The organism is Flavobacterium sp. N1994, assembly GCF_025947145.1.
Classification (GTDB): Bacteria; Bacteroidota; Bacteroidia; order Flavobacteriales; family Flavobacteriaceae; genus Flavobacterium.
In genome coordinates, this window is record NZ_CP109999.1 from 64,825 (window position 1) to 90,780 (window position 25,956).

12 protein-coding genes are annotated in these 25,956 nt (G+C 33.8%); all 12 read left to right on the forward strand.

All coding sequences use genetic code 11. The features are described 5' to 3' along the window. The first annotated feature begins 75 nt into the window (after positions 1-75). The 12 genes from OLM53_RS00320 to OLM53_RS00375 all read left to right on the forward strand — a co-directional run bounded on the left by OLM53_RS00320 (position 76) and on the right by OLM53_RS00375 (position 25,944). A complete protein-coding gene (locus OLM53_RS00320) occupies positions 76-2,274 on the forward strand; it encodes a T9SS type A sorting domain-containing protein (protein WP_264521062.1) in 2,199 nt (732 codons plus the stop codon). Between the two features lie 183 nt (positions 2,275-2,457). Continuing rightward, positions 2,458-4,449: a T9SS type A sorting domain-containing protein gene (locus OLM53_RS00325; RefSeq protein WP_264521063.1), complete on the forward strand. Its 1,992-nt coding sequence runs from the start codon at positions 2,458-2,460 to the stop codon at positions 4,447-4,449. A gap of 77 nt (positions 4,450-4,526) precedes the next feature. After that, on the forward strand, positions 4,527-8,462 hold the full coding sequence (locus OLM53_RS00330; protein WP_264521064.1) for a beta strand repeat-containing protein: 3,936 nt from the start codon (positions 4,527-4,529) through the stop codon (positions 8,460-8,462). 255 nt (positions 8,463-8,717) lie between these two features. Continuing rightward, a complete protein-coding gene (locus tag OLM53_RS00335; protein WP_264521065.1) occupies positions 8,718-15,848 on the forward strand; it encodes an MBG domain-containing protein in 7,131 nt (2,376 codons plus the stop codon). Between the two features lie 99 nt (positions 15,849-15,947). Beyond that, positions 15,948-16,973 (forward strand): sugar kinase, encoded by a 1,026-nt coding sequence (locus OLM53_RS00340; RefSeq protein ID WP_264521066.1) that lies wholly within the window; start codon positions 15,948-15,950, stop codon positions 16,971-16,973. 12 nt (positions 16,974-16,985) lie between these two features. Continuing rightward, on the forward strand, positions 16,986-17,435 hold the full coding sequence (locus OLM53_RS00345) for a YhcH/YjgK/YiaL family protein (protein ID WP_264521067.1): 450 nt from the start codon (positions 16,986-16,988) through the stop codon (positions 17,433-17,435). A gap of 4 nt (positions 17,436-17,439) precedes the next feature. Continuing rightward, positions 17,440-18,105 (forward strand): bifunctional 4-hydroxy-2-oxoglutarate aldolase/2-dehydro-3-deoxy-phosphogluconate aldolase, encoded by a 666-nt coding sequence (locus tag OLM53_RS00350; RefSeq protein ID WP_264521068.1) that lies wholly within the window; start codon positions 17,440-17,442, stop codon positions 18,103-18,105. Further along, positions 18,106-18,930 (forward strand): SDR family oxidoreductase, encoded by an 825-nt coding sequence (locus tag OLM53_RS00355; protein WP_264521069.1) that lies wholly within the window; start codon positions 18,106-18,108, stop codon positions 18,928-18,930. A gap of 32 nt (positions 18,931-18,962) precedes the next feature. Then, a complete protein-coding gene (uxuA, locus tag OLM53_RS00360; protein ID WP_264521070.1) occupies positions 18,963-20,123 on the forward strand; it encodes a mannonate dehydratase in 1,161 nt (386 codons plus the stop codon). Between the two features lie 10 nt (positions 20,124-20,133). Continuing rightward, complete coding sequence (gene uxaC, locus OLM53_RS00365) at positions 20,134-21,561, forward strand: glucuronate isomerase (protein WP_264521071.1); 1,428 nt, start codon at positions 20,134-20,136, stop codon at positions 21,559-21,561. Continuing rightward, positions 21,545-22,897 carry an MFS transporter gene (locus OLM53_RS00370; protein ID WP_264521072.1) on the forward strand — a complete coding sequence of 451 codons (1,353 nt, stop codon included), beginning with the start codon at positions 21,545-21,547 and terminating at the stop codon, positions 22,895-22,897. Before uxaC ends, OLM53_RS00370 begins: the two co-directional genes overlap by 17 nt. Positions 22,898-22,917: 20 nt before the next feature. Beyond that, positions 22,918-25,944: a SusC/RagA family TonB-linked outer membrane protein gene (locus tag OLM53_RS00375; RefSeq protein WP_264521073.1), complete on the forward strand. Its 3,027-nt coding sequence runs from the start codon at positions 22,918-22,920 to the stop codon at positions 25,942-25,944. Positions 25,945-25,956 lie beyond the last annotated feature (12 nt).

A 25,956-nucleotide genomic window follows, 5' to 3' on the forward strand; every position in this document is an offset into this window, starting at 1 on the left:
TTTAGTTTTGAATTTCTATCATAAAAAATAGGGGTTTAAAACTAAACTCGAAAAATATTAATAAAATTTCATATTATGAATAATGCTATTTTTCAGACAGGATATTGTAATAGAAAAATCTTTTATGGTTTTTTTATATTGTTATTTTTATTTAATACTAACAGTGTCAGTGCTTTGAATTATTACATAGATTCAGTAAATGGAAATGACAATAATAATGGTACTTCCATAACAACGCCATGGAAAAATATTAGTAAAGTAAATACACTTACTTTGATTTCAGGTTCCCAGATTTTATTAAAATGTAATAGTGTTTGGAATGGGCAACAATTAAAATTCTTAGGTTCTGGAAACAGTCTTTCTCCAATTATTATAGATCAATATGGAACAGGAGCTAAACCAGTTATAAATGGAAACGGTTTGACAACTGTCAATCAAGGGGTTGTTTATTTATACAACCAAGATTATATTGAGATTAATAATATTGAAATTACAAATTATCCAACGCTTTTGGCATATGCTATCAAAACGGCCTATAGTTTAAATCAAATTGTTTACTACGGTACTAATGCTTACCTTGTTACTGTAGCTGGAACCAGTGCAACAACTGGAGGCTATCCAAAAGTTACTTCAGGGTCAACTACAAGTGGAGGCGTAACGTTTACTTTTTATTGTAAACTAACCAGTTCATCTTATCCCAATAATCTTTTCTTTACCGGAATTTCAGATGGAACCTTAAATAATAATCCATTAGGAGCTGATAGAAGAGGAGTAATGGTAGCTGTAAAAGACAAAGGACTTTGTAGCCATGTTTATTTAAAAAATCTCAATATACATCATGTAAAAGGACAATTAGGAAGTGGTTCATCAACTATTAATGGAGCTATTCCAAAACGCACAGGAGGAATATATTTTACAGTATTAAATGAAAGTTCAACCAGTAATTCCAGATTTGATGATGTTTTGATTAACAATTGTAGTATTTCTTACAGTGAGAATATAGGAATTGCTTTTGATAATGAAGACAATGTTTATTATCCTGGTGGCCAAAACTCTTCAATTACTGCGGATGTTACCGAATATAATAATTGGTATGCAAGACGTTTTAGTAATGTACATATTAGTAATAATGCGATTCATCATATTGGAAAAAATGCTTTAATACTAAGATGTACTGATGAAACCGGTTTAGTTGATCATAATGTTTGTTATGAAACTGCTTTAGGAACAACAGGGAACACCATGTTCACAGCGCGAGCAAAAGGAACTATTTTTCAGTATAACGAAGGATATTATAACAGAGCCACTACTCAAAGTGTTGATCCAGGATCAATAGATGGAAGTATGTATGATGCTGATTTTGGTAGTGTTGGTATTATTTTCCAATACAGCTATAGTCATGATAATTCTCAAGGTATATATTGGGGCTGTAATACAAGAGGGTCTGATAATAACACTACAGGAATTCCTGATCCAGGAGATGTAGGTTGTACATTGCGTTATAGTATTAGTCAAAATGATAAAGGAAAGTTGGTGTTTTTTAACTATTCGTCTGCTGGAAATGAAATTTATAACAATGTTTTCTATATTAAATCTGGTTTATCACCTACTATAATATCTGAGAATTCTGGAAATAATCACACTTATAATTATAATAATAATATTATATATAATTCAGGTTCTGGGAGCTATAATTTTGCAACAGTTGGTCAAACGAGGTCAATATTAAACAATGTTTATTATGGTAATCATCCTTCTAGCGAACCTTCTTCAGCAATTGATACTTTTAAGATTACTTCTAATCCATTATTTGTAAGTGCAGGAACCGGTACCAATGGTTTAACATCTTTAAATGGTTATAAATTGAAGTCCACTTCACCAGTAATTTCTAATGGTAAGGTAATTTCAACTAATGGAGGTTTTGATTTTTATGGTTATACTGTATCCAATTCTTTGCCTCCAAATAGAGGTGCTTATGAAGGAACAGGTGTTATAAAAAGAGAAAGTAGTAATACTATAGTTAATCCTAATCCGGTTGATGATGCAATTAAAGTTATTTGTTATCCAAATCCGGTTGAAGGCATATTGACAATTTCTAATATAAACGCTGTTTCTGATATTGTTATATACAATGTAATGGGGCAAATCGTTTATGAAAATAAGACTAGCGATGAAAGTTTACAGATAGATATGTCTAAACTTGAAAGATCAACTTATTTAGTTCAAATAATTTCCGAAGGAAAAAAAGAAATAGTTAAAATTATTAAGAAATAATTTATCATTTAAAAATAAATATTTTTAGTAACTAAAGTCTTGAGTCTCTACAATTCATTAAATGTGGACTTAAAACTAAACTTTTTAATAATAGTAATAAAGTACATACTTATCATGTTGATTAAGCAATTTTTGGGGATAGATTATAATATAAGGAAAGTTAATTTTTCTTTACTTTTTTTGTTGTTATTTTTATTTATTGATTCTAGTGCTAGTGCTGCTACTTATTATTTAGATTCCGTAGCAGGAATTGATTCTAATAATGGGACTTCAATATCAACTCCATGGAAAAACATAACCAAACTAAACACCATGACTTTACAGCCAAATGATAAAGTTTATTTAAAATGTGGAAGTGTTTGGTATGGTCAACAATTAAAATTTTCAGGTTCAGGACTTGCTACTTTTCCTATTGTAATTGATCAATATGGAACAGGAGCTAAACCTATATTAAATGGTAGTGGTCCTACTAGGACTAATGGAATAACCACTGCTGACCAAGGGGTTGTTTATTTATATAATCAGGATTATATTGAAATTAACAATTTAGAAATCACAAATTATCCTTTAACTACTGAATCAACAGCTAATCCTAATAGTATTTTTTTTATAGGAATTTCAGGAGTAAATAATAATGGAGTTACAGTAAATAATAATCCATTAGGAGCCGATAGGAGAGGGGTTATGATTGCTATAAAAGACAAGGTGTTAACTACATCAAACACTGCTGTTTGCAGCCATATTTATTTAAAAAATCTTTATATTCATAATATAAAAGGACAACTAGGTAATGGCGAAGTTGCTGTAAATGGAGCTATTCCTAAAAGAACAGGTGGAATTTATTTTGCAGTGCTCAATGAGAATTCTGCGAGTAATTCAAGATTTAATGATGTGCTAATTGATGGATGTGAAGTGGCTTATAGCGAAAATATAGGATTAGCATTTGACAATGAAGATAATGTCTATTATCCAGGAGGTACCGAATTGGCTCAATGGACCTCTAGAAAATTTACCAATATTAAAGTTAGTAATAATTCTATTCACCATATTGGAAAAAATGCCATGATAATTCGTTGCACGGATGAAACAGGTTTAGTTGAGCGCAATGTTTGTTATGAAACTGCATTAGGCACAACGGGTAATACTATGTTCACAGCTAGAGCAAAAGGTACTGTTTTTCAATATAATGAAGGATATTATAATAGAGCAAAAACGCAACAAGTAGATCCTGGTAATATAGATGGAAGTATGTATGACCCTGATTTTGGAAGTGTGGGTATTATTTTCCAGTATAGCTATAGCCATGATAATTCTCATGGAATTTATTGGGGATGTAATGCAAGAGGATCTAATAATAATAATACTGGAATCCCGGATCCAGAAGATGTTGGTTGTACTTTAAGATATTGTATTAGTCAAAATGATCGTGGTTCCATTGTATATTTTAATTACGCCTCTGCAGGAAATGAAATATATAATAATGTTTTTTATATAAAGTCAGGCATTAGTCCATCAATTATTAAGGAAAATTCTGGAAACAATCATACTTATAATTTTTTTAATAACATTATTTATAATATGAGCAGCACGGGTTCTGGAGCATCTTATGATTTTGGAACAACTGGACAGGTTCGAAATTTTAAAAACAATATATTTTATGGTAACCACCCTTCTGGAGAACCACAAGATAGTGCAAAGTTAATATCAGATCCATTATTTTTAAATCCTGGTGCTGGAGGAATTGGTATAAACGCTGCACTTGATGGTTATAAACTCAATCCAAATTCTCCAGCGATTTCAAGTGGGAGACTTATAACGACTAATGGAGGATTCGATTTTTATGGTGCAACTATATCCACATCAGCAGTGCCTAATAGAGGTGTTTATGAAGGTACAGGTGTTTTAGATAACGAGGCTTGGAGTCAGAATACCATGAGTATTTATCCTAATCCATTCTATAACAATCAATTTAATATAGCAATAAATGATGACTTAATTGGAAAACTTGAAATTGAAATTTTTAATATGTTAGGACAATTATTATATAAAGAAGTCGACAATGTTGTTGAAAACACAATAATTGTTAAGCCTGATGTTATTCTAGAAAAAGGAATGTACATAGTTACTTTAAGAAGTCAAAACAAATATTATACTTTTAAAATAACATCTAAATAATTATCTTTTTTTTATTTTATATAGTAAAAAAATTTATATTTGCTTATTCGTGTGCGAACACGAGAGTATTTAAAGTAATGAGTAAGAATTCCTATTTATCGGTAACAAGAAGAATAAAAGGGGTTAACAGAAAAAGTTGTTTTGTTAGCTTTCTATTTCTTTTTGGTATTTCTGGAGCTTTTGGACAAGCCTTTACAGCTTCATGGCCATTGAGTACAAATTTGACTGCCACATCTACTGGCGCTGTTACCCCAGTAACGGCAGTAATTAGTAGTCCACTTTTTTCTACAAGCACTTCTTTTTCAGGATCGGGTCTATTAGGTACTGGCACAGGCGGTAAAGCAGCATCTTCTTGTTCTGCCGCATTCAACAGTGTTGGAGGAACTCCTATAAACCCATTTATAGAATTTAAGGTTTCCCCTTCGATTGGAAATTATTTGACTATTGCGCCATTTTCATTTACAGCAAGTTCATCTGCTGCCCTTTCAACAGGAATGTCAATAAACGCAGGTTATTCTATTGATGGAGGGACAACATTTACGGCATTAACTCTTACAACTGCTTCAACTGGAGCTACGGCTAACTCATTATTGGTTGGCTCACTTTTTTCAACTTCTAATGCTACTACTTTTACCATATCATCTTCTTCAACATTCACTTTAGCTACAAATACAGATTTTATAGTTCGTGTAATTTATTGGAGAAATAACGCAAGTTCTACTGCTGCAAATCCAATAACAATAAGTAGTTTAAACCTTTCTGGTTTTTCTTGCACAGGTAGTTTAGTAGCTACCCCAACATCATTATCTAATTTTAATGCGTTGCCTACTGCTGCTTCTTCTTCACAATCATTTAGTGTTAGCGGTTCAACTTTATCAGGAAATGTCACTGTTACTTCACCTTCGGGTTATGAAATTAATAATCCAGCTATAGACGGTAATTATTATTCAAGTATAACTTTAACGCCTTCTAGCGGAACTTTGGCAAGCACACCATTAAATATTAGATTAAAAACTGGCCAACCAACGGGTGTTTATAACGGAAATGTTACAATTACAAATACTAATGCACCCACTCAAACAATAGCTCTTACTGGAGCTTCTTATACCAATTATTATTATAATGGAGTAGGGGCATTAGATTCTTTAACAAGCTGGGGGACAAACACAAATGGAACTGGTGCTAATCCTCCCGATTTTGGTGCTGCTACTTATGCGCAAGCCTTTTATATTGTTAATACCACAAATGTTTCTACTACAGCTCCATGGAATATCGGAAGTAATTCAATCTCGACCTCGAATAGATTAATTGTTGGTAATGGAACTTCACCTTCCATTACATTTACTATGACTGCTTCAAATCCATTAAAGGTATTGTCAAATTCGAAATTTAATGTTTTAGCACCTTTATCTGGAAGTAATGAATTAATATTTCAAGACAGTAATATTCCTACTGTAAATTCACCAGATCCATCTACTAATTTAACTTATGCTAATGGTCAGACAGGTGTTAGTGTTTCAGCATCAACCTATAATCAATTAAAAATAACAAATAATACTTCGGTAGCTTTAACAGGAACACAAACGCCAGTAGTTAAATATTTAATTATAGACTCAGGTTCTTCATTATCAGCGACATCTTCGAATTTTATTACTTTATCTCTTGGAGGTAATGCTGTAATTAATGGCTCTATATCAGGATCAAGAAGCCAAGGTATTTTTACAATAGACCCTACTTCTGCTACAAAGGGAACAGTTTTTAGTACAGACACCAGCGCGACATTGACTCTAGGTTGTAGTTCAACTGTTATTTATAATAGAGGAAGTGCTTCTGCTCAAACTTTATCTCCATTAAATTATGCTAATTTAACGATTACCAATAATGCAGCATCAACATCAACGACTGTCAATTTAGCTGGAACAGCAAGAATCAATGGGCTATTGAGTTTTACAGGAAGTGTTGCCAATACATTTAATATTACAACAGGAACTTTAACTTTTGGTTTAAATGCTACACTTTCGAACTCAAATAGTTCAACAGTTAATTTTGGTGGTCAGTTAGTAACTTTAGAATCCAATTCAACTTTAATTTCTGGAGTAAATTTAACTGGAGTTACAAATACAACTGGAGTTACTACTTCCAATGTAGTAGGTACAGCTTCTTCTGTTAGCTCAATAATCTGTAAAGGAAGAAATGCAACAATAACTTTGGCTAGTTCAACTGGAACTCTTCAATGGCAACAATCATCTGATAATAGTAGCTGGGCAAATATTTCTTCAGCTACATCAAGCAGTTACAGCAGTTCAAATTTATCTTCAACAACTTTTTATAGAGCAAATGTGACTAATTCTACTTGTTCTACAGGATCTAGTAATGTGGTAACTATAACGATTAATAATAATCTATGGTCGTCTGGTTCGTGGAGTGGTAACAACCCTCCGATAGCTGCTGACTCAATAGAATTTCAAGGAGACTTTACCTCAAGTAGTAATATAACTGGATGTAGTTGTACTGTAACAAGTGGTAACGTGATAATAAGTTCAGGAAACTCCCTAAATTTGACAGATGCACTTTATGTAAATGGTGGCTCAATAGTTTTTAATGATACAGCAAGTCTCATACAAACTAATAGTGTAGCCACTAATACTTGTTATGACCCTACTAAGGTCTCATTTTTACGTAAAACAGCATTAATTAGAAAATATGATTTCACTTACTGGTCTTCACCCGTAAATAATCAACAATTGATTAATGTTTCTCCTTTAAGTTCTTTAGACAAGTTTTTTTCTTTTAATGCGTCGTCAAATAATTGGGCAAACGAAAGTTCAACAAATACCATGGTATTAGGGAAAGGATATATTATTAGAGGTCCAGATACTTTTGATGCTGTTACTCCTTCTCAATATACTGCAACTTTTAATGGTATTCCTAATAATGGTAATACCACTATAGCTATAGATGGTGCTTCAGGAATTTTTAATTTGTTAGGGAATCCGTATCCAAGTGCTATAGATGCAGTAGCTTTATATCAAGATAACAACACAGCTATAAAGCCAAATTTTTATTTTTGGACACACAAAACAGCTTTAACCGCTAATAATTATTCTACTAATGATTATGCTATTTACAATGCTGCCATACCAGCTGGAATAGGAACAGGTTCACCTTCATTTTCAGGAGGTGTTGCGCCAGATCGATATATAGATGCTGAGCAAGGTTTTTTTGTAGAAGGATTAGGCAGTGGAAATCTCGTCTTTAAAAACACTCACAGAATATCTGGCTTTAATAATGCTTTTTATAAACAGCAAAATACTTCTTCAAATTCAGCAACAAACAATGAAGAAAGTGATAAGTTTTGGTTAAATTTAACCAATGATTTAGGTTTGTTTAAACAACAACTTATTTGTTATGTTGTAGGAGCCACTAATGGATTTGATGATTTATATGACGCAAAAGATTTACAGTCAAATGAATTTGTACAATTCTATAGCCTATCTTCTACAAATGATAAATGTGCTATTCAATCTAGAGTTAGTCCTTTTGTTAATCAAGATAGTGTTACATTAGGTTTTAGCACAAATATAGCGGGGAATTTCACTATTTCATTGGATCATTTTGATGGATTATTTATAAATCAAGATATTTATTTAGTAGACAATTATCTTGGATTATATACAAATCTGCAACTACAATCCTATCAGTTTTCATCCATTACAGGAAATTTTAATGATCGCTTTACTATACAATATGTTTTACCAAATTTGTTAGTTCCATCAAATGCAATTACAAACACTGTTTTGGTCTATTCTAATAATAATGAACTATTCATAAAATCATTATTAGATAACATTTCGAAAGTAAAGATTATTGATGTTTTGGGAAGGGTTATTGTCAATGAAGAACATATAGACAATACAACTAAAGTTATGACTATTTATAATAAAAAAGGGGTGGTTTTTGTTGAGATAACTTTAGCTTCTGGAGTAACCGTTGTAAAGAAAGTTTTTTTTTAGTTTTATATTAAGTTAGAGTTAAAGCTGTCATTTTTGACAGCTTTTTTTACGTCCAAACTATAAATTTCTTAATAATACTACCTTTTTTTTGGAGTCTGCATATTTTTTTTATCAAATTTTTATAAAAAAATATTTTTTTTTACAATTTTTAGAATTGGTATTGCTTTTTTTATATTTTTGTTTATTCGTGTTCGTACACGCATTTTTATTTTATTCAACAAAATACTTTTTAATACATTTTTAATCAAATAAATTATGAATTCAATTTTACCTTTCTGTAAAAAATACTCGGAGATTTTTTATTGCTTATGTTTTCTGTTATTTGGGATTAACTTTGGTTGGTCTCAAACAACAACTGTTTTTAGTGAGAGTTTTGATAGAGGTTCTGTAGTTCAGCCATTAACAAATGGAGGCACCCCTAGCATGACTTATACAACGGCAACAACAGCTACAGGTTCGGCTTCTGCTTCAGGAGCCACTTCAAGAACGAATTTGAATACTGGAACAGATTATGCTTTGCAAATTCTTCCTGGAAATTCTAGTGCAACACCCACTGCGCAAACGGCTGGACAAACCTATGTAACGGGTTCTTTGTCAACTTATTCAAGTCCATTTAACGCTACTCTTAGTAGTAATTCTGGACCTATTACATGGACATTTAATATGAAAACCAATCGTAGTACGGCTTTATCGGGTTTTGCTGCTGGTTCATATGGGTCTGCGGTTGTATTAGCTGCCACTAGTTCTACCTTACACACTGTTGGGAATGGATATGCAGTAATTGAAGTTAAAGGGACCACAACGAATACACTTAAGTTAATAAAATACACAAACGGGTTAGGGGGAACACAGACTGTAATTGTCGCTCCTGCAAGTGATTTTTTAGCAGCGAATGCTTCTTGGGCTAGTGTTAGAGTAGTTTATACACCTAGCAATAACAATTGGCAGTTGTTTTTAAGAGATGATACTACGGCGCCAGTTTCTCCTTTGTCGGGCGTAACTACGCAAGCTGGTTCTACCGTTTCTGACAACACTTATACTGGCACAGCGTCAAGTATCTTTGGTTTTTATTTTAATCATTCAACTATTGGTACACCAACATCGAATACTGCTTTATTTGACAATTTCAGTATTAAGATAGATGCTCCTAGTTTAACAACTTCGTCATCAAGTTTGTCGTCGTTCAATTATTTGCTTGGTAGTGGTCCATCCACTTTTCAATCATTTACAGTTTCGGGGGCAAATTTGAGCGGTAATGCCGTTATAACAGCGCCAACCAATAACTACGAAGTTTGTTTGACTTCAGGAGGAACGTACACAAACACAGTTAGTATTACTCCTTCTTCAGGAACGATTTCAGCAGTTTCTGTTTTTGTAAGATTAAAAGCTGGTTTAGCTGTTAACTCCTATAGTGAATCCCTAACAGTGGTTTCAGGTTCAACATCAGCAACAAGTGTTGCGTGTTCAGGTTCTGTAAGCCCACTGACACCAAACATAGTAACAGGTAGTTTAGCAGCTTTTGCGAATAGATGTATTAATACAACATCATCAAGCAATACATTTACCATTTCTGGAACCAATTTAACAACGGATCCAATTACCGTTGGACCTTTATCGGGCTTTACTTTTTCAACCGATGGGACTAATTTTTCTAGTTCATTATCCCTAACGCAATCTGGAGGAACTTATGGACCTACCACCATATCGGTGCAATTTACCCCAACAGCAGCCAGTTCTTATAATGGAAATATTTCAGTAGGTGGCGGAGGAACAGCATCAGCTGTTTCAGTAGCTGCAACAGGTTCTGGTATCAATACAGCGGCAACCACAGCAAATGGTAGTGCAAGTGCTATCACCTCTGCCTCTGCAACAGTTGCAGGAACCTCTACGGCAGGATGTAGTTCGGTGACAGTTGTTGGAATTGAATATAGTACAACAAATGGTTTTACAAATGGAACAGGTACAAAAGTTCCAGGAACAGGGAGCGCATCTTTTTCTTCAAGTTTAACAAGCTTGTCAGCAAACACAACCTATTACTATAAATCTTATGTAATTGATGGAACAGGAACTATTTATGCTGCTTCACAATCAAGTTTTACGACACTCAATATTGATGCTCCAGTAGCAACTGCAGCAACTAGTATTACTTCGAATAGTTTTGTGGCTAATTGGGGCACCGTTTCGGCAGCAAGCAGTTACCTTTTTGATGTTTTAAAATCAGAAAAAATTGCTGAATGGACTTTCCCTGCATCTGGGACCACGCTTACTGCAGATAATACTTCTAATGCAAATAACACGGCAAGTGCTTTAACATTGAGTAGTGGAACAGTAACTGATGTTACCGGACTAACTACACGTGCTGCAAGTGGAACCGCTTGGACAACCTTAGGGAAATATTGGGAAATTTCAGTAAATACTACAGGCTCTTATAATTTGACCATTTCATCAGTACAAAATTCTTCTGGTTCAGGGCCTCGTGATTTTAAATTACAATACAAAATTGGCGTAGGAGGTACTTATACTGATGTACCAAGTGGTGCTATAACGGTTGCCAATGATTATCTTAGTGGACTTGTCACTAATTTAGCGCTGCCATCAGCATGTGACAATCAAGCTTCAGTATACATCCGTTGGATCACAACTTCTACAACAAATACAGGTGGTACTGCAATCACTTCTGGTGGTACCAGTAGAATCGATAATATTTTGGTGAAAGGAATAACGCCACTCACAGGATATAACAATCTTTCCGTTCCTACCAATTCAAAATCAGTTTCCGGATTGAGTCCTTTATCTGATTATTTTTATAGAGTTAGAGCTACTAACGCGTCTTCCACTTCTGTTAATTCTAATTTAATTGCAGTGACTACAAGAGCAGATGAAACCGTTGCCGATTATAGATCTAAAGCCACTGGTAATTTTTCAGATGCAAGTACTTGGGAGTACTTTGATAATGTTGCATGGTCCTCTGCTTCTGTGCCACCAACGAGTGCTAATAATATAACCATAGTGTCACCAAACGAAGTGGCATTAACGGCTGATATTACTGTTGGAACAGGAAAAACACTAACGGTTAATGGTATTTTGAATGCTGCTGGAAAAGTAGTTTCTGGATTAGGTAGTTTCTCTTTGGCATCAGGTGCTACGGTTAAATTAGGAGATAACGTATCGTTAGGAACAGCAGTTACAACAACAACAAAAACATTTGATGCTGGTGCAAATTATATTTATAATGGGACAGTTGCACAAACAACGGCTTCTCTTCCGGGAACAGTAACGGGTAATATAACTATTGCTAATGCTGCTGGTGTAACTTTTACTGCTAATAAGGCAGTAAATTCTCCCGGAACATTTGCTGTTACTAATAATGGAAATGTCGTTTTTGGAAACGGAGCTAATACTGTATATTACGTTAGTGGTACTGGAGCATTTTCTGCAAATTCAGGTAGTACATTTGTATTAACTAATTCAAATGGTATTACAAGTGATGGACTTACAGGTAACATTAGACTTACAGGAACACGTACATTTGCGGCGGGAATTAATTATAATTTTACCAAAAATGATGCGACTACCTTTTTAGCTTCAAATATGGGTAGCTCATTTGGAACTGAAATTACAAGTATTAATAACTTAACGGTTAATAATCCAAATGGTGTTATTTTACCAACAACAGTTGCTCCAATAAATACTAGTGGAACTCCTGACAGAGATATTACTATTGATGGAGTTTTAACTTTCACTTCAGGTAATATTGTTACAGGAACTAATAAAGTTATAATAAGCAGTAGTGGTTCTGTAGTAAGAACCAGTGGTCATGTAGTGGGTAATTTACAACGTGCAGTTGCTGCAGATATTTCTACTGTTGCTTTTCCAATAGGAGATGCTAGTAATTATACTCCAGTATCACTTGCTTTTGAATCAGGTAATTCTGCAGGTAATGTTACTGTCAGTACAGCAATATCTGCTAGTGCACCAGCAGTGGTATCTACAATCAGTCAATACAATTATATTAAACGCAACTGGACACTATCTTTTAGTGCTACACCAAAATATTCAGCAACTTTTACTTATATTAATTCTAGTGATATAGCTGGAACACCTTTGTTAACGTCTTTAAAAGTAGGTAAGTTAACTAGTGGTTCATGGACTAATCCTACAGGAAGTAGCGCTTCTCCTTCAGCAACTACTAGTACAGGTCTAATATCTGGAGGTACTTTTTCTTTGGGAGGTGATCTAATTCCACCGGTAATCAATAATAGTACTTTAAGTGCAAGTTCTACTTATGGTTCGGCTGGTTCTTTTCAAATTTCGGCAACCAATTCGCCAACAAGTTACAATGCTACTGCTATAGGAGGTGGAGCCTTACCAACAGGATTTACTGTTGATACTGCAACTGGATTAATTTCAGTAGCTGCCTCAACTGCGGCAAATTCCTATACTATTATTATTTCTGCTACTAATGCAGATGGAACAGGAAGTAGTGCTACATTAACATATACAGTAAATCGAGCCACTGTAACTATTACACCAATTTCAGGACAAAGCAAAACTTACGGAGCAGCAAATCCAACTTATGGTTATGCAGCCAGTCCTATACCGGATGTTTCCATTACAGGAGCATTGGGAAGAGTAGTTGGAGAGAATGTGAATACATATGCCTATTCTTTAGGTGATCTTAGTGCAGGTAGTAACTATGCATTAGTTCTTGGAGGTAGCGCTACTTTTGCGATTACGCAAGCCACTGTAACTATTACACCAACATCAGGTCAAAGCAAAACTTATGGTGCGGCTGATCCTACTTATACTTATACAGCCAGCCCTACACCGGATGTTTCCATTACAGGAGCATTGGGTAGAGTAGCCGGAGAAAATGTAAATGCGTATGCTTATACTTTAGGAGATCTTAGTGCTGGTAGTAACTATTCATTAGTTCTTGGAGGTAGTAATACTTTTTCTATTACTTCTGCATTATTAACTATTACACCAACTTCAGCTCAAAGCAAAACTTATGGTGCTAATGATCCTTCTTACACTTATACAGCCAGTCCTACACCGGATGTTTCCATTACTGGAGCATTGGGAAGAGTAGCTGGAGAGAATGTGAATACATATGCCTATTCTTTAGGTGATCTTAGCGCAGGTAGTAATTATTCGTTAGTTCTTGGAGGTAGTACTGCTTTTGCTATTACACCTGCATTATTAACTATTACAGCTACTAATCAAAGTAAATGTCAAGGTCAAACTTTTATTTTCGATGGAGCAACTATGTTCACTATTACTCCTTCTACTTTGCCTAATGGCGAAACAGTTGGATCTGTAACATTGACTAGTTCTGGGTCTTCTTCGGGAGCATTAGCTGGATCATACAGTATTATACCATCTGCTGCTATAGGTGGAACTTTTACGGCTAGTAATTATACTATTACTTATGCAACTACTGGAGTTTTAACTGTGAATCCTTCACCAACTTCAACGATTTCAGCAGGAGGTTCAACCACTTTCTGTTCAGGAGGAAGCGTTGTATTAACTTCAAGTACTGGTAACAGTTATTTATGGTCAAATGGAGCAACTACACAAAGTATTACAGTATCTACATCAGGAAGTTTTACGGTACAAGTCACCAATTCTTTTGGATGTCTAAGTGCTGCCTCAGCAGCTACAACTGTAACTGTTACATCTCAACCTCAATGGTATTTAGATGCTGATGGTGATGGTTATTATACAGGAGTTCCAATAGCGTCATGTACTTCACCAGGAACTGGATACACTACTAGCGTAACAGGAGGAGGCGATTGTAATGATGCTGTGGCCACTATTAATCCAGGAGTAACAGAGATTTGTTATAACAATATTGATGACAACTGTAATGGAACTTTATCAGAAGGATGTGCGCCAGTGGTTGTTAATATGACCCCATCGTACAACAATACTACTTTGGTATCCTTATCTATAGCCATTCCAGCGGTAGGGTATTCTTATTCAGGAACTTCAAATATTAAATATCGTTTTTCTATCACTAATGTAACAACTAATGTTACTTCAGCCGATATTATTCAAACATCACGCTATGTAACTATTCCAGCATCACTTCATGTATATGGTGCTACCTATACTATTAAAGTATCTGCAGTGATTAATGATGAAGTTGTTCCGTTCTACGGAAATACTATAACAGTAACTGGACCAACAGTTCAATTGATTACTTTGAGTTCGGCAAGTTGTGGCGCTACTTTAGCTAGTTTGTCTTCAACGATTTCAGCTAATGACGGATTGAATGCTACTGGTTATACTTTCCGTATCCGATTGACAAGTGATAGTGGACCAACACCAACGTATGGTTACTCTTCATCAGCCACTCGTTTTGTGGGAGCTAACACATTTGCTGGTTTCCCATTACAGTATAACACAAGTTATAAAGTAGCTGTAAAATATACTTACAATGATCCAGTAACTAGTTTGCCAGTAGAAGCGCCTTATGGAGCTGAATGTACAGTTTCAACGCCATCGATTCCACTGATTGGTTTGGCGGCACCAACTTGTGGTTCACAAGTAGCTACAATAAATGCAGGTATTACAGCGAGTCCAGCAGCTTATGCTACAGGATATCGTTTCCGTATTCGAATGACTACTGATAATGGGCCAACGCCAACGTATTACTATTCCTTACCAAATGCTAGTAGATTCTCATCTTTAGTAGCATTCCAAGGCATTACGTTAGCCTACAATACGCAATATTCTATCGCGGTAGAGTATAGTATTTTGACTAACAGTGTAACGCAATGGTCAGGATTTGGTTCAGAATGTATCGTTCAAACACCATTCTTCCCAACTACATCGTTAGTACCATCACAATGTGGATTGGCCACTCCAACGTCGTTAACACAACAGTTGAATATTACACCTTACCCAGGTTTCCCTAACTATAAAGTTAAGTTAGATGAAATTAGTGGAGAGTCGATTACCAACTCACAAGAGATTGTAATTTCTTATTCTAATTTTAGATTGAATCAATTCTCGATTGCACAGTTAGGTAAGAACTATAACGTGTCGGTAGCTATTAAATTAAATGGTGTGTTTGGAGATTATTCAACAGCATGTGATTTATTCACAGCTGCTCCATCAAGAACGGTTGAATTACCATTTAAAGCTTCGGCCTATCCAAATCCATTTGCTAATAACTTTATGTTAGATGTTACCACTTCAAGTAAATCAGTTGTAGGCGTAAAAGTGTATGATATGGTTGGAAGATTGATAGAGCAGCGTGAGGTTAATGTATCTGATATGGAGAACACCACCATCGGAGACAGATATCCTTCAGGTGTTTACAACGTAGTTGTATCGCAAGAGGGTAGTGTGGAAATCGTTAGGGTTGTGAAGCGTTAACAAGTTTAATTTATGAGTTATTTTAGGATTTAACCTTTTATGATTTTATATATGTAAAAACTTGATAAAAATTAATAATATTAATATAAACAAATAAAAATGAGTAAAAAAGTTATCACTCTTGGTGAAATAATGTTGAGATTATCAACTCCAGATTTTAAAAGATTTGTTCAAACTGACACATTTGATATTACTTATGGTGGAGGGGAAGCTAATGTTGCAGCCGCTCTGTGTAATTATGGATTAAACGGGACTTTTGTTTCAAAAGTACCAAATAATCCAATTGGTCAGTCGGCAATCAATCATTTAAGAAGGTATGGCGTAGATACGCAATTTATGGTACGAGGTGGAGATCGCTTAGGTATTTATTTTTTGGAAACAGGTGCTTCCATGCGTGCATCGCAAGTTATTTATGATAGGGCAGGTGCTTCAATTGCGGAGTTGGATGCTAATGAATTAGATTTTGATGCTATTTTTAAAGATGCGGTATGGTTCCATACCACAGGAATAACCCCTGCATTAAGTGATCAAGCCGCAGCTTTAACTTTAGCAGCTTTGAAAGCGGCAAAAGAAAGAGGTGTTACTACAAGTATTGATTTGAATTTCCGTAAAAAATTATGGACTAAAGAAAAAGCTCGTGAAGTAATGACTGAATTATGTCATTTCGTTGATGTTTGTATCGGAAATGAGGAAGATGCTGATTTATGTTTAGGTTTTAAAGCTACCGATACAGATGTAACTAAAGGTGAATTAAACTTGAATGGTTTTAAAGATGTATTTCAACAAATGAAAGCAAAATTTGGATTTAAATTCATAGCTTCTTCTTTACGTGAAAGTTACAGTGCCAGTGATAATGGATGGAGTGCTTTGGTTTATGACGGTATCGATTTTTATCATACAAAAAAATATAACGTCAGAATTGTAGATCGTGTAGGAAGTGGAGATTCATTTGCCAGTGGCTTGATTTATGGTTTGGTTACTGGAATGCCAATGAACGAAGCAGCTGAGTTTGGTGTTGCGGCAAGCGCATTAAAGCACACTATACCCGGAGATTTAAATCACGCATCATTATCAGAGGTAAAAGACCTAATGATGGGAGATGGAAGCGGAAGAGTACAAAGATAAATTATAGATAAAATGATAATCGATAGTATAGAAAACGCAACTAAGTATTACAATATTCACCCATCATTTGCTGAGGTTTTTAAATATTTAGCAGAAAATAACTTAAGTCAGATGGATGATGGAACAGTCAATATGCCATCCTCCACAAGAGCTTTTCTAACCACTGGAATAGGAAAGACCAAAGAAACTAGTTTAGAAAAATTTGAATGTCATGATGAATATATCGATATTCAATTATGCATAAAAGGGGAAGAAACTTTTGGTTGGAAACCAAGGAATAAATGCCTTACTCAAAAAGGAGCTTATAATCCTGAAAAAGATGTTCGCTTTTTTGCCGATCAACCAGATATGTATTTTCAACTCACACAAAACCAATTTGCAGTTTTTTTCCCTGAAGATGTACACGCACCAATGATAGGAAATAAAGAAATAAAAAAAATGGTAGTTAAAATTAAAATTTAAAAAAATGAGCAAAGCACAATATGTGTCAGAAGCAATAATAAAGCAAGGTGTTTTACCTCTGTATTTCAATCAGGACGAAGAGGTAAGTGTCGAAATACTCAAGTCTATTTATGCCGCAGGTATTAAAGCCGTTGAATACACTAATAGGGGTGAAGCCGCATTACATAATTTCAAAAAATTAATTGAAATCCGTAACAATGAAATGCCCGGATTGCTTATAGGTATTGGAACAGTTAAGAATTTAGAACAATCTTTGGATTTTATAAATATTGGAGCTGATTTTTTGGTAAGCCCTGGTTTTGTTAAAGAAATAGCAGATTATGCAGTAAATAATGATATTTTTTATGCTCCTGGTTGCATGACGCCTACAGATATAATTGCCGCAGAAAATGCAGGTGTTCGTTTCATAAAATTATTCCCTGGAAATATTCTTGGAGTTGAATTTATGTCAACAATTAAAGATGTTTTTCCAAAGTTAAAGTTTATGCCAACTGGGGGAGTTGATACTACTAAAGAAAGTATTCAAAGTTGGTTTAATGCTGGCGTTTCTGCTGTCGGAATGGGAAGTAAATTAATCAGTAAAAAGGCCATGGAGTTAAAAGATTATGATGCAATAAAAACTGACACAAAAAAAGTTTTAGAATTAATACAAGCTGTAAAAAATAATTAGATGAAAACAGTAGTTATAACCGGAGCAGGAGGAGTTTTGTGTAGTTCATTAGCAAAAGCATTGGGTAAACAGGGATACCAAATAGCAGTTTTAGACAAAAAAAAAGAAGCTGCAGATCAAATTGCTAACCAAATTAATGAAGCTGGAGGAAAAGCAATTGGAGTTGCAGCAAATGTATTGGAAAAAGAATCATTAGAAGCTGCCAAAAAAGAAGTAAATGAAAAATTGGGAAGCTGTGATATTTTGATAAATGGCGCAGGAGGAAATCATCCATTGGGAACCACATCAAATCCATATCTGTTGGAGGAGGACTTGCTAAATACAACCGAAGGTTTTAAAACTTTTTTTGATTTGGATGCCGAAGGAATAAAGTTTGTTTTTAATTTAAATTTTATTGGGACTTTATTGCCAACGCAAGTTTTTTCAAAAGACATGATAGGTAAAAAAGGCTGTAGCATTTTGAATATTTCATCAATGAATGCTTATACACCTTTAACTAAAATACCAGCATATAGTGGTGCAAAAGCCGCAGTATCTAATTTTACGCAATGGTTGGCGGTACATTTTTCAAAAGTAGGAATTCGTGTCAACGCCATTGCTCCAGGATTTTTCTTGACTAATCAAAACCGTACTTTATTAACAACTGAAAACGGTGAATTGACTCCAAGAGGGAATACTATTATTGGGCAAACTCCAATGGGAAGATTTGGAGAGCCTGATGATTTAATTAGCACCACCCTTTATTTATGCGATGATGCATCTTCTTTTGTAACAGGTATAGTTATTCCTATTGATGGCGGTTTTAGTGCGTTTAGCGGAGTTTAAAATAAAGTATTTAAAAATATAGATTACAAGTTATGGAACAAACATGGAGATGGTATGGACCAAATGATCCAGTAAAATTATCAGATGCAAGACAAGCCGGCGCAACAGGAATTGTAACGGCATTACATCATATTAAAAATGGTGAAGTATGGGAAGTAGACGAAATCATGAAAAGGAAAAATGAAGTAGAGGCTGCTGGACTAACATTTTCTGTAGTAGAAAGTATCCCTGTACACGAAGATATCAAAAAACAATCCGGAGATTATTTAAAGTATATTGAAAATTATAAGCAAAGCATAAGAAATTTAGCGGCTTGTGGAATCAATATTGTTTGCTACAATTTTATGCCAGTTTTAGATTGGTCCAGAACCGATTTGTCATATGAAATGCCCGATGGTTCCAAAGCTTTACGATTTGATATTAATGAATTTGCAGCTTTTGAATTGTATATTTTAAAAAGACCAGGTGCAGAAAATACATATACTGAAGTACAAAAAGTTAAAGCAAAAGCAACTTTTGAAAAGCTAACTGTTGATGATAAAATTAAATTACAACAAAATATTATTGCCGGTTTGCCGGGAGCAGAAGAATCTTATACAGTTGAAGATTTCTTAAAAGTCCTTCAAGCCTATGATGGAATAAATGCTGCTAGATTAAAAGAAAATCTATATTATTTTTTAAGAGAAATAATACCAGTTGCCGAAAGTGTTGGCGTTTTAATGGCAATTCATCCTGACGATCCACCTTACCCTATTTTAGGATTACCAAGAGTGGTAAGTACTGAAGCCGATTTGATTCAATTACTAACCGCTATTGATTCTCCGTCTAACGGATTTACAATGTGTACGGGATCTTATGGTGTTATAGCAGGAAATGATTTACCGGGCATTGTAGATCGTCATGGAGATAAAATGAATTTTATCCATTTGAGAAGTACTCAAAGAGACGAAGAAGGAAATTTCTATGAAGCCAACCATCTTGAAGGTGATGTTGATATGTATGAAGTCGTAAAATCGATATTAAAGAAACAAAAAGAAACAAAAAGAATAATTCCTATGCGTCCGGATCATGGTCACCAAATGTTAGATGATTTACATAAAAAAACTAATCCAGGATATTCTGCTATTGGTAGATTAAGAGGATTGGCCGAGCTGAGAGGATTAGAAATGGGAATAGAAAAAAGTCTATTTTAATACTAAAATTATGTCTAATAAAACATTTTTGACAGATGATTTTTTATTGTATAGTCCAACGGCTAAACAGTTGTATAATGATTATGCAAAATACCAACCAATTATTGATTATCACTGTCATTTATCTCCAAAAGATATTGCCGAAGATAGACAGTTTGAAAACATAACTCAAATTTGGATTGAAGGTGATCATTATAAATGGAGAGCTATGAGAGCTTATGGTATTGAAGAAAAATATATTACAGGAAATGCTTCTGATTATGAAAAATTTCAAAAATGGGCGGAAACTGTACCAAATGCTTTAAGAAATCCTTTGTATCATTGGACTCATTTAGAGCTTAAAAATTATTTTGGAATCGATAAATTATTAAATCCAGATACAGCTGAAGAAATTTATATTGAAGCATCTGCGTTACTCCAAAAACCAGAATTTAGCGTAAAGAATTTGCTCCGAAAAATGAATGTTCAAATGATAGGTACTACTGACGATCCTATCGATGATTTGGACTATCATAGAGAAATTCAAAATCAAGAATTTGACATACTTGTTTTGCCTTCTTTTAGGCCTGATAAAGCTGTAAATATCGAAAAAAAGAAAGAATTTAATAGTTGGGTTGTAGATTTAGAAAAAGCATCTAAAATTAAAATTAATGATTATCATGATTTTATAAATGCAGTAAAAAAAAGGCATGATTTTTTTCATGAAATGGGTTGCCGAATTTCAGATCATGGAATGGAGACTTTTTATGCTGAGGAATATTCAGATGAAGAAATTGTTGCTATTTTTAATAAAACCAGAAATAATATTGATTTATTATTACCAGAAATAGCCAAATTTAAATCGGCTTTATTATTTGAATTAGCGTTAATGGATAACGAAAAAGGATGGACACAACAATTTCATGTAGGAGCAATTAGAAATAATAATTCTAAAATGCTTGAAAAAATAGGGACTGACCAAGGTTATGATTCTATAGGAGATTTAAATAATGCTGAAAAAATGTCAAAGTTTTTTGACAAACTAAATTCTTGTAACGGATTAACTAAAACTATTGTTTACAATTTAAATCCAAGTGATAATGAAATGTTTGCAGCAATGATTGCCAATTTCAATGAAGGCCCCATTAAAGGCAAAATGCAATATGGTGCAGCTTGGTGGTTTTTAGATCAAAAAGATGGTATCCAAAAGCAATTAGATGTCTTATCTAATTTTGGTTTATTACCGCTTTTTATTGGAATGTTAACTGACTCAAGAAGCTTTTTATCTTTTCCTAGACATGATTATTTCAGAAGGATTTTGTGTAATATTTTAGGAGAAGAAATGGAAAAAGGAGAACTCCCAAATGATATAAATTTTATCGGAAATACTATATCTAATATATGTTATAAGAATGCATTAACTTATTTTACTCTACCAAATTATGTCAATAAAATATAATAATTATCGTTGGACAATTTGTGGATTATTATTTTTTGCAACTACTGTAAATTATTTAGACCGACAAGTACTAAGTTTATTAGCACCAAGCCTGTCAGAAGAGTTTCATTGGTCAAATAGTGATTATGCTAATATAACGGCTGTATTTCAATTTGTATATGCGCTTTCGATGCTTTTTGCTGGGAGGATAATTGATAAATTAGGAACAAAAATAGGATATGCTTTATCTATTTTTGTTTGGTCTTTAGGAGCAATAATGCATGCTTATTCAATTACTGTTGGAACTGTTTTTTCAAATACCTTGGCATGGATAGGAATAGGAGCTGTACCAGTCTCAATTGCAGGTTTCATGCTTTCTCGAGCTGTATTAGGCTTTGGTGAAGCTGGAAATTTTCCTTCGGCAATTAAAGCCACTGCAGAATACTTTCCAAAAAAAGAAAGAGCTTTTGCTACAGGGATATTCAATTCAGGGTCAAACGTAGGTGCCATTCTAGCTCCATTAACAGTGCCAATTATAGCCTTAAAATGGGGCTGGGAAGTTGCTTTTATTTTAGTAGGAGCTATTGGTTTTATTTGGATGTTTTTTTGGTTACTATTTTATGATAAACCAAGTAATCAAAAGCGATTAACAAAAGCAGAATTAGACCATATAACAAGTGAAGATGAGCTAACCGAGAATATTAGTAATGAAAGTTTTTCTTGGACAAAATTATTAAAATACAAACAGACTTGGGCTTTCGCATTTGGTAAATTCATGACAGATGGTATATGGTGGTTTTTTTTATTTTGGTTGCCAAAATATTTAGAATCACAATTTAACATGAAAAGCACTGATATTGTTTTGCCTTTGGCAGTACTTTACAGCATGACAATGGTGGGTAGTATTTGTGGTGGATGGTTTCCAATTTATTTTATAAAAAAAGGATATAATTCCTATGAGGCAAGAATTAAAGCTATGTTTTTTATTGCAATAATTCCATTAGTAGTGCTGTTGGCACAACCACTAGGACATATTAGTTTTTGGCTTCCAGTTATATTAATAGGACTTGGTGCTTCTGCTCATCAAGCATGGTCAGCCAATATTTTTACAACAGTTTCAGACATGTTTCCAAAAAAAGCGATTGGTTCCATTATTGGTATTGGTGGAATGGCAGGTGGAATTGGGGGTGTATTAGTAACAAAAATTGGTGGTGCATTATTTGATTATTATGAAAGTTTAGGACACATAGAAACAGGATATACAATTATGTTTGTGATTTGTTCTTTAGCTTATTTAGTTGCTTGGTCGGTAATTAAATACTTAGTACCTAAATATAAATTAATAGAAGACCTATAATTAATTATAAATTTAAAAAAATGAAAAAGGGAATACTTTTTTTTCTAATCTTATTATCAACGTCATTGTTATATTCTCAAACAGGAAAAATTAAAATTTCTGGAATAGTCTCTGGATCAAAAGGAGAACTATTAGTGGGAGTTACAGTGAGTTCGGATAAAAAAAATATGGTTTTAACTGATATTGATGGTAAATTTTCAATAGAAGTTTCTAATTCAAAATCTTCACTAACTTTCAGTTATGTAGGATATGTTAATCAAACTAAAATCGTTGGTTCAGAAACAATTTTTAATATTACGCTACTAGAGGATAAGCAACAGCTCGATGAAGTTGTAGTAGTTGGATATGGATCTCAAAGGAAAAAAGATGTAACTGGGGCAATTTCCTCTGTTAATACAAAAGAAATGCTTACCGTTCCAACTACTAATGTAAATGAAATGTTAAGAGGAAGAATAGCAGGTGTTAGCGTGTCAGTTAATTCATCAAGACCCGGTGGAACTTCATCAATTTTAATACGTGGTCAAAGATCATTATCAGGAGATAATTCCCCTTTGTATGTAGTTGATGGATCACCTGTGTCGGATATTAATGACTTAAATGCAAATGATATAAAAAGTATTGAAGTATTGAAAGATGCATCTTCTCAGGCAATATATGGGGCTAGAGCTTCTGCTGGAGTTATTTTAGTTACCACCAAAAGAGGAACTTCGGCTAAACTTCAAATTGATTTTAGTAGTAGTACGTCTGTGCAAACATTAAAGCAAAATTTCGAATTAATGAATGGTGCAGATTGGATACAAAAACTGTTGGCACAAACCAATGAATTTAGACCTGTTAGTGAATTAGAAAACTCACCAGATCCTGTTGATCAAGCTAAAATTCTTAATGCAGTTGGAGATAACGCACTAATTGCAAACTATCAAAATGGTAAATCAACCAATTGGTTGAAAACGTTAATCAAACCATCAGTTATAAATACGACTAGTATTAGCATGCGAGGAGGTAATGAAACCACAAAAATAGGCTCAAGTTTTAGCTATTTTAATCAAGAAGGGATGATAACAAATTCTGATTTTGTCAGGGTTACAGGTAGAGTAAATCTTGATCAAAAGATTTCAAGAACTGTAAAATTTGGAACCAATATTTCTTACACCAACTCGACAACTAATAGCGAAGATGGAACGAATAACTCTACTACTTCTAATGATATGTTTCAAAAAGCAATAACATTTTCTCCATACTCATCTCCATATGATGACAATGGTAATCTTAATAGATATGTTACATCAGATTTGAAATATAACCCTTTATGGAACAGTGCTGAATATTCTAATATAACTAAAACTAATCGGTTTTTAGTCAATTTATTTTTGGATATTGAAATAGTAAAAGGGTTAAAATATCGATTTAATAGTAAATATGATACTAGAAATGAAAATCAGGAAACGTACCAAACTAGGCTTCACGAATATGGAGCCGCTACAAATGGTTGGGGTGAATTGAGTTTTAAGAATAATAAAGAATGGTTAGTTGAAAATATTTTAACCTATGACAAAGAAATAAATGACCATAACCGATTTGATGTTACATTAGTTCAAAGTGCAAATGAAATAAGAGACGAATCATATTCACAATCGGCTACAGGCTTTTTGAGCGATTATTTTGGTGTAAATGGGATAAGTAATGCAACCAATTTAAACAAGCCATCAAGAAATATTATCAACAGACATTTAATGTCTTATCTAGGAAGGTTAAGATATACACTTTATGATAGATATATTTTTTCAGCTTCATTACGCAGAGATGGTTCATCTGTTTTTGGAGAAAACAATAAATGGGGATTATTTCCTTCGGCCTCTTTTGCTTGGAGAATAAAAGAAGAATCTTTCTTGAGAAATGTTAATGCAATTTCAAATCTTAAACTCAGGTTAAGTTATGGTGTTGTCGGTAATCAAGGTATTAGTCCTTATCAATCTTCTTCAACTGTAAATGAATATGATATGCTTTTTGGAGGAACTAGTTCTTATTCAGTTGGTCTATTACCTGGAAACTCTTTGCCAAATCCTTATTTAAAATGGGAGCAAACAGCTTCAACCAATGTAGGGTTAGATTTTGGGATTTTAAAGGATAGAATAACAGGAAGTTTTGAATGGTATGACACTCGAACTACAGATTTATTAATTTATAAAAAACTACCATCAAATTCAGGATATAGCAATCAATTAACAAATATTGGGGAAGTTCAAAATACTGGTATAGAATTTCAAACCAATGCTTTGATTATAAAAAAGAAAAACTTCTCGTGGAGCATGAATTTAACATATAGTCAAAACAAAAACAGGATTTTAAAAATTGATGGACAGACAGATGCTAACGGAAATCCTATAGATCAGCCTAATAATGGCTGGTTTATTGGACACTCAATTAATGCCTATTATCAATATGTATTTGATGGAATATTTAACACCGCTGATGAAATTGCAAATTCAGCTCAACCATCAGCAACCATTGGTTCTATTAGAGTTAAAGATCTTAATGGAGATGGTGTTATAACCGTTGATGATAAACAAGTAATTGATGCTGCACCAAAATGGATAGGCTCTTTAAGTACAACATTCAATTATAAAGGATTTGAATTGTTTTTAGATTTCTATACAGTGCAAGGTGTTATTAAAAACAACTCCTATTTATACGATTATAATAATGGAGGGTCCAATTATGGAAGAAATAATGGTATAAAAGTCGATTATTGGACTCCAACTGGTTTAGGACAAGAAGCACCATTGCCAAGTGGAACAGCAGACACTTATTTAAAATCACTTGGTTTACAAGACGCCTCTTATTTTAGGCTTAGAACTATTTCTTTGGGATATACTTTCCAAAAAGCGGAATGGTTAGAAAAAGCAAATATTTCTAGGCTTAATATATATGTATCAGCGACAAATTATTTTACATGGACAAAATATAAATCATTTGGACCTGAAACTAGCCCGTCAAGTTATCCAGAAGCTAAAATTATAAACATGGGTATTAATATGTCATTTTAATTAAAAAATATG